Genomic DNA, 11,009 nt, shown 5'->3' on the forward strand with positions numbered 1-11,009 from the left:
GAGGAGACCATGACCCATATACGCTACGCAGCGGCGGCGATCGCCGCGATGACAATGACCGTCGCCGCCTCGGCCGAGGACGTCAAGATCGGCTACATCAACAAGATGGGCGATCATCCGTGGTTTGTCGCCGAGGTCGCCGGTGCAAGGGCGGCGGCAGAGGCGGCCGGCGCGGAATTCCTGGCGCAAGACGTCCAGTTCAACGCCGATCTGACCATCACCACGCTTGATACCATGATCGGCGACGGCGTTGACGGAATTGCCATCGTCGTGCCGGACCGCGCGCTTGGCCCGGTTGTCGCCGACAAGGCCAAACAGGCTGGCATTCCGCTGGTGGCCGTCGATGACGACATCTATTTCGAGGACGGCACGCAGGTGCCCTATGTGGGCATGAATGCCGAGAACATCGGCATGAATGTCGGCCGCAAGCTCGCCGAGATCTACAAGGCCGAGGACTGGGCTTCCCATGACGAGGTGCGCATCGCCTCGATCGAGGATCGCAAGGCCGACACCTGCATGCAGCGCAACCGGGGCGCCGAAGCCGCTTTCCTGGAGGCGGTGCCGGACTTCGATCCGGGCAACATCATCCGCGTGCCATACGACAACACCATGGTCTCCTCGATCGATGCGATGACCACCACCCTGACCGCCAATCCGCAAGTTACGCACTGGATCTTCTATTCGTGCAACGATGACGGTGTCCTCGGCGCGGCGCGAGCACTGGAGAACTCGGGCTACAGCGCCGATCAGGGTCTTGGCATCGGCATCGATGGGAGCCGGGCCTGCGATGCGTTCGGCTCGGGCCGGGCGAGCGCCTTCCGGGGCACGATGTGGCTGAACTCGGAAAACCACGGCGCGACCGCGGTGGAACTGCTGCTGGCCTCGATCACCGAGGGGGCCGAATTGCCGACGACAACCTTCACCGATCCCGAATACATCTCGGCGGACAATTTCGACCAGTACGAAGCGCGCCTGTGCAACTGACACCTTTCGGCGGGGGCGGCCCGGCCGGCCCCGCCCCTTTCCCGGAGGCGCGCCGATGAGCACTGCCGAAATCCTCACCCTAAAGGGCGTCAGCAAGGCGTTCGGCGTGGTGCAAGCCCTTGATGGTGTTTCGCTTGATCTGCGCGCGGGCGAATGCCTGGCGCTGGTCGGCGAGAACGGGGCGGGCAAGTCGACGCTGACGCGGATCATCGAAGGCGTGTTCGCGCCCGATGCGGGACAATTGCTGCTTGACGGGAAACCCGTGCAATTCTCGGGCCCGCGCGAGTCGCACCGCGCCGGCATCCGCGTCATCCATCAGGAACCGGAAATCATTGCCGACGTCTCGGTGGCCGAGAACGTCTTTCCCGGCGCACTGCCCGCCCGCCTTGGCGGGCTTGTCGACCGTGCGCGCCTTCATGCCCGGACCGCGGAACTGCTTAGGCTTTTTGGCATGGAACGGGAGATGACGCCGACGCAGATCTGCGCTGGGCTGGGCCCGGCGCAACGGCAGATGATCGAGATCATGCGCGCCGTGCATGCCGGCGGGCGGGTCATCGCCTTTGACGAGCCGACCTCGTCGTTGACCGGCGAGGAGACCGAACGCCTTTTCGCCGTCATCCGCAGGCTGCGCGCGGACGGTGTGGCGGTGGTCTATATCTCGCACCGGCTGGCGGAGGTGGTCGCCCTTTGCGACCGCGTCGCGGTTCTGCGCGACGGCAAGATGATCGATGTCGTGCCGATCGATGAGACCTCCGAGGAGGACATTACGCGCAAGATGGTCGGACGGACGCTGACCGAGATGTTTCCCGGACGCGCGCCGCCCGGCGATGCAACCGTTCTTTCGGTGCGCGCGATGACGACCGAGCACGTCTCCGACATTTCCCTTCAGCTGCGCGCCGGCGAGGTGCTGGGCATTGGCGGGCTGGTCGGGGCGGGCCGGTCCGAACTTGCCCGCGGCATCTTCGGTGTGGGTGCGCGGCTTGCAGGCAGCGTCGAGCTTGAAGGCAAGCCGCTGCCGTCGGGCAGTCCGGGCGATGCCATTCTGGCCGGCATCGGTCTTGCTCCCGAGGACCGCAAGCACGAGGCGCTGTTGCTGATGCGCTCGATCCTCGACAACGCCGTGCTGTGCATTCCCGACCGGGTCTCGCGCGGGGGCCTGTTCGATCGCCGGCGCGCCGAGGGGATCGTCGCCCCGATCGCCGAGCGCATGCGGGTCAAGGCGCCGAGCCTTCACACGCAGGTCTCCAACCTGTCGGGCGGGAACCAGCAAAAGGTGGTGCTGACACGCTGGCTGGCACGGGCCCCCAAGGTCCTGATCCTCGATGAGCCGACCCGCGGCATCGATGTTGGCGCCAAGAGCGAAATCTATCGGCTGATCGCCGATCTGGCACGCAACGGGCTCGGCATCATCGTCATCTCCTCGGAAATGGGCGAACTGCTTGGCCTGTCGGATCGGATCCTGGTCATGTCCGAGGGCCGCATAACGGCCGAACTTGAAGGGGCGGCGATGACCGAAGACGCAATCCTGCGGGCGGCGATGCCCTCCGGCCACGCCCCCGTCTTCGACGCTTTGCAAGGAGAAACACCATGACCTCGGACGTCACGCGCCCCTCCGCGAAGGCGACGATGGGGCCACTTGCGAGTCTTGCCGAACGCGTCGGCATTCACAATCTGAGCCTGATCCTTGCCCTGGTCGTCCTTTTGATCGTTTTTGGCAGCCTGCGCGGCGATGTGTTCTTTTCAAGCCGCAATGTCCTCAATATCGGCATGGGCGTGGCGATCCTGGGCGTTCTTGCGATCTCGCAGACCGCGGTGATCGTCTCGGGCGGTCTTGACATCTCGGTGGGTGCGATCGTCGGGCTGACGACGGTGACGACAGCGATGGCGATCGAGGCGACGGGACTGGCCGCGGCCGGTCCGGCTGCTGGACTGATCGTCGGCGCGCTGGCCGGTCTGTTCAATGGGCTCATCATCACCTATGGGCGCGTCAATGCGATCATCGTGACGCTTGGGACCATGGCGATCTTTCGCGGCATTGCCTTCATCATCTCGGATGGTCAGTCGATCTCCATCTTCAACGACACGTTCCGCTTGCTCGGAATCGGCCGTTTTCTGGGCATCCCGGCGCCGATCTGGGTGCTGGTCGGCGTGGCCCTGGTGTTCTACGTCTTTCTTCATCTGAGCGTGGTGGGCCGCAATGTCTATGCGATCGGCGGCAACCCGGTGGTCGCGCGGCTTTCGGGGCTCAATATCCGCGGCTATCGGCTGTCAATGTACGTGCTTAGCGGCTGTGTCGCCGGCATTGGCGGGGTGCTGCTGGCGGCACGGACGGGCTCGGGCCAGCCGATCTCGGGCTCGGAGGGCCTGGAACTGGAGGCGATCACGGCGGCGTTCTTAGGCGGTTGCGCCATGCAGGGGGGCAAGGGGACGGTGATCGGCGCGCTGCTGGGGGTTGCGATCATCGGCGTCTTGAACAACGGGATGATCCTGACCGGCGTGCCGACCTTCTACCAGATGCTGGCCAAGGGCAGCCTTTTGATCCTCGCCGTGCTACTGGCCGAATATCGGCTCAACAGGACCTAGGCGGTGAGCGCTGCGCCGGACGGAGAGGCAAGGCCGCGCGAGCGCGTCACGCGCGCGCTTGCCCAGCGAATCCTGTCGGGGGACATCCCGCCGGGCGAGAAGCTCCCCAATGAAGCCGATCTTGGCGCGCAGATGGCGGTCAGCCGGACCGCGCTGCGCGAATCGATCCGCATGCTCGCCGGAAAGGGGCTGGTCGAAAGCCGTACGCGCGCCGGCACAATCGTCCTGCCGCCAACGCACTGGAACCAGCTTGATCCGGATCTTCTGGCCTGGCGCGAGGCGCTGCCGCCCGACTATGCCTTCGTCAGGGCGCTGACGGAAGCGCGCGAGGTGATCGAACCGGCCGCTGCGGCGCTTGCAGCGCGGCGGGCGACGGCGCGCGATCTGGCGCGGATCGAGGCGGCCTATGAAGCGATGCAGGCGGCGGGTGGCGCCGATATCGATGCAAGCGTTCAGGCGGACGAGGCTTTCCACCGGGCCATTCTGGTTGCCAGCCACAATGCGGTCTTCGCCAATTTCGGTGCGGTGATCGGCTCGGCGCTGCGCAACAGCTTTCGCCTGACGACCTCGGCCTCGGAGAACTATGCGCTGACGCTCGAAAAACACGGCGATGTGCTCGAGGCGATCCGTCTGCGCCGCGACGAGGGGGCCCGCGCGCTGATGGGCGATCTGATCGGGATCGCCATTCGCGATCTGGCCAAGCTGAGCGCCGATGGCAACGCCGACATGCCGGACGGCTGACCCTGAGCAGCCTGCCCAATGCGGACGCGGCGGAGAACGCGCGATGACGTAACACCGGGTGTGTGGCAAAAACTGAAAGACAACCCCTTGCACCAGGCGTGCAAGCGCCCGGGGCCCTACATTTGGGCACCTGCAATTGGCCGCACTCAACGTGTTGAAAGGCCAGAACGGATGGCGAGAGTCCGGCTTCACCTTAAGTTGGGCGTTTGCGTGCATTGGCGTAACCATGACCAGATCCTCCTCGACCTATCGCATCCCTGCGTCGGACGTGCCCGATCAGCCGCACCGGCTGGTGCCGTCGGACAGGCTCGGCGAACTGATGGGCGTGACCGCCCAGAACCGATTGACCGGCAAGCTGGGCGAACTGCAGAAGCTGCTGATCTTTCCCGAAGGGACCAGCGCCGAAGAGGTCCGCTTCAAGGTGGTCCGGGCGGCCGAATTCTATGAAAGCCTGAAACCTGCCGATGGTGTCGAGGAGATGCTGGTCCAGCAAATGGTGGGCACGCACTTTGCGGCGCTTGAGTGCCTGCGCCGCGCGGCGCTGAACGGGCAAACCGAAGATGGCCGCGACATGAACCTGAAACATGCGGCCAAGCTTGAGGCGCTGTTCACCAAGCAGACGGCCGCGCTGGACAAGCGTCGCGGCAAGGGCCAGCAAAAAGTCACCGTCGAACATGTTAATGTGGCAGCCGGCGGCAAGGCGATCGTGGGTTCGGTCGAACGAGGTGACGGGCGATCGAGCGCGGTGACACAGAGCGCCGACAATGGGCGCGCAGCTGACGCGCCATCGCCGGCAGCCATCGGTCATGATCGGGGCGTGACAATCGATGCCAGATGGATGAGCGACGAGCCGCAAAAGGTGCCGGTGAGTGCCGGTGACCGGTCATTGGACAAGAGCGCGCCAAGAGCGCGCGGGCAAGACGACCGCCTTTACGATGCGGACCAGCCCTCAGGGCCGTCCAAGCCGAAGGCGCCAGACCATACTCAGGCGCCATCGAAGGAGCAAAGGCCGGACGAAAAGGCGGGCAAGGGCCGCAAGGCGATGGACGGTGATGGCACCGGCAATCGCAAGGCGAAGAAGAAGCCCAAAAGGACCGTGGGCCCATGGCCAACTGCGCGACTGGATCAGTGGCCCGGTGATCGGTGTCTCGCCTCCTCTTTTTGCAAAGACGGCGGCAGTTGCGCAGATAGGCGTCAACGGGCGTTTGGAACATCCGGTGCGCTTTCGATCGTGCCAGACGAATTTCGCATAGTCGCCATCGGGCGCGCCTGCGATCCGGCGCTATCGGGCCATCGGCGCGGCGCCGGCCTTGAAATAGTCCATAGAATGGTCCATTTTATGCGTGAAGGAGGGTGACATGCAGTTCACGGTGTCAGAAGCCAAGGCGAAGCTCACCGAGCTCGTGAAGCGGGCAGAGGACGGAGAGGAGATCGTCTTGACGCGGCATGGTCACGAGATCGTGCGCCTTGTCGCTCTCAAGCGCGCAACCAGCGTTCAGGATCGGCGGTCGATCATTGCCCATGCCCGGGCATCTGCTGCGCAGAAGCTGCGCGCCGGGGCGAGCGCTGCGCGCAGCGAGGACTTTCTATACAATGACGAGGGTCTGCCTTCGTGATCGTCGTCGATACGTCGGCGATGATGGCCCTTTTGCTGGACGAACCCGATGCGGAGACGATCGCTGACATTTTGGCGAACGCCCACGACCTGTCGATCTCGGCCGTCACTCTTGCCGAGGCCCGGATCGTCGCCGCGCGGCGAGATTTGACAGCGGAGATGGACAGCCTTGTCAAAGGGCTCGGGTTCGATGTGGAACATGTGACCGGCGACACGGCAAGGCGGGTCGCTGCGGCCTACGCGGTTTGGGGGAAGGGTATCCACCCGGCTGCTCTGAACTTCGGCGACTGTTTTGCGTACGTCACCGCCGTGACGAGGAACGCGCCGCTGCTTTATGTTGGTGAGGATTTCGCCCAGACCGACGTGCAGAGCGCGATGCCGCGAAACGCATCAGGCTGACCCATCGTGTTCAACGCATCGTCGCCGAGATCGACGTGTCGTTCGGTCCGCCTCGCGTGCAGGATGCCGCAACCCTTGATCCCGTTCCCGGCGACAGGGGATGGCAGCAACGACACGGCCTCGATCTCGTCCAGCCCCGGCGGTCGCGCGCCGCCGTCTTGTCACCTGTCCTTGCGGTCTTGGTTTTTCAACATCGGGCTATCGCTTCGCGGCTTGAGCCCGGATTGGGCGTTAACGGGCGTCTGGAGAGCGATATCCATGGTCAAAGGACGCGGACGTGCAGCAAGCGAGGTCTGCGCTCTGGTTGAAGATGACGCGTGTTCGCTCCCGTGCGGAGCGGCCGTTCGTGGTGCCGCCCTTGAACTGGGCCGAACAATCAACTAGCTTGGCAACTGGTTGGAGAAAGCGGGACCATGCGGGAAGTCGGATCGTTCGAGGCCAAGACGCGCCTGTCGGAACTGCTGGCGGCGGTTGAGGCTGGCGAAACCGTGACGATTACACGGCGTGGCAAGGCTGTCGCGCGGCTCGTGCCCGTTGGGTCAGACCGCCTGGACGCACTGCGCCGGTTGCAGCAGATCGGCGCGGGAGCGACAATGACCGTGGACGAGATCCTGTCCGCCCGCGACGAAGGCCGGCGATGACGCTGGTGATTGACGCCTCTGCCCTGGCGGGTTGGCTGATGCCCGACGAAACCGGCAGCGATCTGGTCGCACTCGCTGGCCGGCACGATGTCTTTGCCGCGCCGGCCCTGCTCTGGGCCGAGATCCGCAACATCCTCATCGTGGCCGAGCGGCGGGGCAGAATGTCCCGGGAGAAGGTGGACCAGGCGATCGAGACGATCGCCGAACTTGGGATCGTGCTCGATACAGCCCCGTCCAGCGCCGCGGTTGTTGGCCTGTGCCGCAGGCACCGGCTCACCGCCTATGACGCACCTTATCTTGATCTAACGCTGCGTGAGAACGCCGAGCTTGCAACGCTGGATGCCGCTCTCGCGCAGGCTGCGCGCGCCGAGGGCGCGAGCGTCGTATAGGGCTCGCTTTGCGCGAAGGTGCGCCAGCCGTGTCGCGAACAGAGTGAGACTTCAGGTGGTCTGTCACTGCGCGTCGTCGGGACTTTTGTCACAGGGCAGGTTGTCGGCCCATCGGCGATGTCGAAATCCGTGACGGCGGCCGACATGGCTACCCGCTGTCCAGAGCAGGGGGAGCAGCACGTTGGGGCCCATGGCAGATGCACCAATCCGGCTGGCGAGCGGTCGGCGCCGCAGGCTTTGAGTCTGATGTTCAACAAACTTGATTCCTGTTGAGCCCGGAACACTGACCGGATGGCTTCGGGCTCTCCGACCGGACGAGACCGGTGCGCGCACGTGCTTGAAGCGAAATCGACGATGTCTTACATTTACCCTATCGACAGAGCCAGAGTACGATGATGGCGGACACCGCGACCTTGTCCTCAAAGTTCCAGATCTCGATCCCCAAGGCGATCCGCGCGGCGCAGCACTGGGAAGCGGGCATGCGCTTTGCCTTCATCCCGAAAGGATCGGGCGTCTTGCTCGTGCCAATCCCCCGGCGCGATGCGCTCAAGGGGATCGCCAAAGGGGCCAAGGCCAAGGATTATCGTGACCGGACCGACCGCGCCTGATGGTCCTCGTCGATACCTCGGCCTGGCTCGAATGGCTGATCGGCTCGCCCACCGGGGACTTGATCGCCCCCAAACTGCCCGATCAAGGCCATTGGCTGGTTCCCACCATGGTGCAACTCGAGCTTGCCCAATGGCTCACGCGGGAACTGGGCGAAGACGAGGCGGATCAGGTGATTGCCTTCACGCAGGTTTGTCACGTCATGGACCTCGATACCGAGATCGCGCTTTTTGCCGCAGACGCCTGCCGCGCGCATCGACTGGCGACGGCCGATGCGATCATCTTCGCAACGGCCCAAGCGAAGAGCGCGACGCTGCTCACCTGCGACAGCCATTTCGCCGGACTGCCCGGTGTGACCCTGGTCGAAAAGGCCGCACCGTGATGGTCTTGAGCGGGCTGTTCGGCACGCCATCGCATCGCGCGACGGTCCCATGATAGGCGCCTCACTGCGGAAAAGCCCATTTGACAGGCCAAGCGCAATTCGCATTTGAACTTCGGCGGCGCCCTGCATTGGCGGTCGCCCTTGCCAGAGACCCCGTTGGATCATGCCCTTTAAGCGGCGACGTTGAACGGATTGATGGTCCTGGCTCCGGTTGGCGCAAAATGGGCGGTGTTGCCCGTGGCCACGGTCGCGTTGCGGGACAGGGCGCTGGCTGCGATCATCAAATCGGCGCCATGATGGCCGATCGACACGGACAAGCGCCCCCAGATGCGCGCGTCCTCGGCGCCAAAATCAACAATGCGGTCGGCAAAAAACGTCATGGTTGCATCGAGCCATCGGCGCAGATCGCCGGCAAAGACGGGATCGACGCTTTGCTGCCTGGCGATGCCGCGTTCGATCTCGCCGATCGTGATGACGCTGATGAACAGGTCCTGATCGGGAACGCTTGCAAGCCAGGCGGCAACACGCGGCGCCTTGTCGGCACGGCGTGTCGCCGACAAGACGTCGGTGTCCACAATGAACATCAGAATTCAACGTCACGCGGGACGGCGCGCGCGACGTCCTCGTCCACGCCCGGAAACGTCAGAAGATGGTCCTTGAAACTGCCGCGACGGTGGCGGGCAGCATCGAGCAACCGCCGATAGTCGGACGCCGCGATGACGACGACGGCCGGGTTGCCGCGCCGGGAGACCTCTTGCGGTTGGCCTTCAAGGGCAGCGTCGACGACGGCACTGAATCGGTTCTTGGCATCTTGCAGCGTCCACATGGGCGTTTTCCTATCTAGACAGCACGCTAGCCAGATATCGGTTCTGACTGGGTTGTTCAAGTGCCGATAGAGCCGCTTCGAGTGGCGCCGCGACAGGGCGCCAGTCCGAGCACGCCGCGCCCGCCCCGCAGACTGTCAAGCGACACCCAGATTTACGGGTTTCGGCGACACGCAGTTGTGCTGAAAGGTGTCGCGCAAGGGGTCGCTCCGGCTTTCCATGCCTCATCATGGCGGCTGCGCCCAGCGCGACACTCCGGCCCATGTGTGTCCGGCATTGCGTGTTCCTGCTCAGTTTGCCTGGCCGTGTGGACGCGAAAGCGGCGCTGGCGTTCGACCAGCCAGGCGATGTTGGTCGTGAACGCAATGCGGGGCTTGCGGGTTTGGGCAATGTCGAAATCCGTGACGGCGGCCATGGTCGGTCTCCTCGGTGGGGCGCGGGGCCGTTGATCTTTGAGAGCAACACTTCAAGGGCCGCGGTGTTGGCGGTGATGGCTCCTGGCGAACATCAAGGACGCTGACGTTCCTGCTACTCAGTTTTTTGACATCTTATGAGATGTTCCTACTTTGATTGCCATGAGACTGGTTCTGGACACAAACGTGATCGTTGCGGCATTCCGCAGCCGCAACGGGGCCAGCAATCTGCTGTTGCGGTTCGTTGACCGGGGCATGGTGACGCCGCTTTGTTCGACGGCGCTGTTTGTCGAGTATGAGGCGGTGCTGAGCCGCGAGAAAACTCGAAAGGCGACGGGCCATACCCTGGAGGATGTCGCGGGGGTCATGAGCGCGCTTGCCGCCGTTGCCGAGGGTGTCGATATTTCGTTTCGGACACGGCCCATGCTGGCCGATGCCGCCGATGAAATGGTGCTTGAGGCCGCCCTGAACGGCGGGGCCGAGGCCATCGTATCGCATAACGTCAAGGACTTCCGCCCGGCGCTCAAGCTGGGCGTGAGCATTGCAACACCGGGCGAGATCGTCAGGAGGCTGAACAGATGACGCAGAGCCAACGCTCCAAGTACCCCCTGCAACTGCCGCAGTCGCTCAAAGAGACCGCGGCGCGTCTGGCACAAGAGGATGGTGTGTCGCTCAATCAGTGGATCGTCTCTGCGGTCGCGCAGAAAATCGGCGCCGTGGAGACGGCCGACGATTTCCTCAAAGCGCGTGCCGGCACGGCCAAGCGCGGCGATCTGACAAGGCTTCTGGATCGTGTACCGGACGTGCCGCCCGCGCCCGAGGATGCCATCAAGGACTGATCGAACGCAGACCTGCATGACCCGCGCCACCCATTACGCCCGGTCCTGGTCCGACAATGAGAGCGAGGCGTGCGTCGATGATCGGCCTTGAGGACGACACCTCGATGAGCGGCTCTGGTCAAGATGGGCGCGATGCAGGTTCGCGTGCGGTCGCCCGACCTATCGCCTGGTAAGCGCGTCGGTCGCGCGCATGCGGACACCGGGGCCGGCCGTATCATCGGCGTCGATGAAGATGATGCCTGCCCTTTCCATTACCAGCCTGATCTCCTGCAGGGACTGGGTCCGGCTGGGTGGGACATCGTCGAAGCTTTCGAGCCTATTGATTGTATTCCGCGAAATGCCGGTGCGGCTACCGAGTTCGGCCGAACTCCAGTTGAGAAGGGCACGTCCCGCGCGGATTTGTCCACCAGTGATCAAATTTTTGCCATATTATATTTGCAAATTGCAAAGTTACATTTGCAAACTGGAGACATCTTATGGATCAGCGGATGCACCAAGGCTTGACCACCGAACTCACCCACTTCACGGCACTCCGCCAGGAGCTGCTCAAGGCCCACCCCGATCTGGACGACGAAACGCTCGCCGACACGCTC

The 11,009-nt window shown here is 63.9% G+C and carries 16 protein-coding genes; 14 read left to right on the forward strand and 2 right to left on the reverse strand.

Features of this window, described 5'->3' with window-relative positions; all coding sequences use genetic code 11:
- The first annotated feature begins 9 nt into the window (after positions 1-9).
- The 11 genes from RBB34_RS05540 (at position 10) to RBB34_RS05590 (ending at position 8,340) form a co-directional block, all read left to right on the forward strand.
- Positions 10-984, forward strand: a complete 975-nt coding sequence (locus RBB34_RS05540) for a substrate-binding domain-containing protein (protein ID WP_306118200.1) — start codon at positions 10-12, stop codon at positions 982-984.
- Positions 985-1,039: 55 nt separating this feature from the next.
- Entirely contained in the window at positions 1,040-2,575 is a 1,536-nt protein-coding gene (locus tag RBB34_RS05545; protein ID WP_306118201.1) for a sugar ABC transporter ATP-binding protein, read from the forward strand.
- Positions 2,572-3,567: an ABC transporter permease gene (locus tag RBB34_RS05550; protein WP_306118202.1), complete on the forward strand. Its 996-nt coding sequence runs from the start codon at positions 2,572-2,574 to the stop codon at positions 3,565-3,567. The genes RBB34_RS05545 and RBB34_RS05550 overlap by 4 nt, the downstream gene beginning before the upstream one ends.
- 3 nt (positions 3,568-3,570) lie before the next feature.
- Positions 3,571-4,308 carry a FadR/GntR family transcriptional regulator gene (locus RBB34_RS05555; RefSeq protein WP_306118203.1) on the forward strand — a complete coding sequence of 246 codons (738 nt, stop codon included), beginning with the start codon at positions 3,571-3,573 and terminating at the stop codon, positions 4,306-4,308.
- A gap of 136 nt (positions 4,309-4,444) precedes the next feature.
- Positions 4,445-5,665 carry a hypothetical protein gene (locus tag RBB34_RS05560; RefSeq protein ID WP_306118204.1) on the forward strand — a complete coding sequence of 407 codons (1,221 nt, stop codon included), beginning with the start codon at positions 4,445-4,447 and terminating at the stop codon, positions 5,663-5,665.
- Between the two features lies 1 nt (position 5,666).
- Positions 5,667-5,924, forward strand: coding sequence for a type II toxin-antitoxin system prevent-host-death family antitoxin (locus RBB34_RS05565; protein ID WP_306118205.1), 258 nt, complete (start codon positions 5,667-5,669; stop codon positions 5,922-5,924).
- The gene (locus RBB34_RS05570) at positions 5,921-6,322 is read left to right on the forward strand and encodes a type II toxin-antitoxin system VapC family toxin (RefSeq protein WP_306118206.1); all 402 of its coding nucleotides are present in this window, start codon (positions 5,921-5,923) and stop codon (positions 6,320-6,322) included. The genes RBB34_RS05565 and RBB34_RS05570 overlap by 4 nt, the downstream gene beginning before the upstream one ends.
- Positions 6,323-6,735: 413 nt before the next feature.
- The gene (locus RBB34_RS05575; RefSeq protein ID WP_306118207.1) at positions 6,736-6,963 is read left to right on the forward strand and encodes a type II toxin-antitoxin system prevent-host-death family antitoxin; all 228 of its coding nucleotides are present in this window, start codon (positions 6,736-6,738) and stop codon (positions 6,961-6,963) included.
- Complete coding sequence (locus RBB34_RS05580) at positions 6,960-7,352, forward strand: type II toxin-antitoxin system VapC family toxin (protein WP_306118208.1); 393 nt, start codon at positions 6,960-6,962, stop codon at positions 7,350-7,352. Before RBB34_RS05575 ends, RBB34_RS05580 begins: the two co-directional genes overlap by 4 nt.
- Before the next feature lie 395 nt (positions 7,353-7,747).
- The gene (locus RBB34_RS05585) at positions 7,748-7,960 is read left to right on the forward strand and encodes an AbrB/MazE/SpoVT family DNA-binding domain-containing protein (RefSeq protein ID WP_306118209.1); all 213 of its coding nucleotides are present in this window, start codon (positions 7,748-7,750) and stop codon (positions 7,958-7,960) included.
- Entirely contained in the window at positions 7,960-8,340 is a 381-nt protein-coding gene (locus tag RBB34_RS05590) for a type II toxin-antitoxin system VapC family toxin (RefSeq protein ID WP_306118210.1), read from the forward strand. The genes RBB34_RS05585 and RBB34_RS05590 overlap by 1 nt, the downstream gene beginning before the upstream one ends.
- Before the next feature lie 170 nt (positions 8,341-8,510).
- Here the strand turns inward: RBB34_RS05590 and RBB34_RS05595 are convergent, their stop codons facing one another.
- Positions 8,511-8,924, reverse strand: a complete 414-nt coding sequence (locus RBB34_RS05595; RefSeq protein ID WP_306118211.1) for a type II toxin-antitoxin system VapC family toxin — start codon at positions 8,922-8,924, stop codon at positions 8,511-8,513.
- A complete protein-coding gene (locus tag RBB34_RS05600) occupies positions 8,924-9,166 on the reverse strand; it encodes a type II toxin-antitoxin system Phd/YefM family antitoxin (protein WP_306118212.1) in 243 nt (80 codons plus the stop codon). The genes RBB34_RS05595 and RBB34_RS05600 overlap by 1 nt, the downstream gene beginning before the upstream one ends.
- Before the next feature lie 573 nt (positions 9,167-9,739).
- Between RBB34_RS05600 and RBB34_RS05605 the strand changes: the two genes are divergently transcribed.
- The 3 genes from RBB34_RS05605 (at position 9,740) to RBB34_RS05615 (ending at position 10,920) form a co-directional block, all read left to right on the forward strand.
- The gene (locus RBB34_RS05605) at positions 9,740-10,159 is read left to right on the forward strand and encodes a putative toxin-antitoxin system toxin component, PIN family (RefSeq protein ID WP_306118213.1); all 420 of its coding nucleotides are present in this window, start codon (positions 9,740-9,742) and stop codon (positions 10,157-10,159) included.
- On the forward strand, positions 10,156-10,416 hold the full coding sequence (locus RBB34_RS05610) for a toxin-antitoxin system HicB family antitoxin (RefSeq protein ID WP_306118214.1): 261 nt from the start codon (positions 10,156-10,158) through the stop codon (positions 10,414-10,416). Before RBB34_RS05605 ends, RBB34_RS05610 begins: the two co-directional genes overlap by 4 nt.
- A 123-nt stretch (positions 10,417-10,539) precedes the next feature.
- Complete coding sequence (locus RBB34_RS05615; protein WP_306118215.1) at positions 10,540-10,920, forward strand: hypothetical protein; 381 nt, start codon at positions 10,540-10,542, stop codon at positions 10,918-10,920.
- The last annotated feature ends 89 nt before the right edge of the window (positions 10,921-11,009 follow it).

Source organism: Roseitalea sp. MMSF_3546 (assembly GCF_030732865.1).
Classification (GTDB): Bacteria; Pseudomonadota; Alphaproteobacteria; order Rhizobiales; family Rhizobiaceae; genus Roseitalea.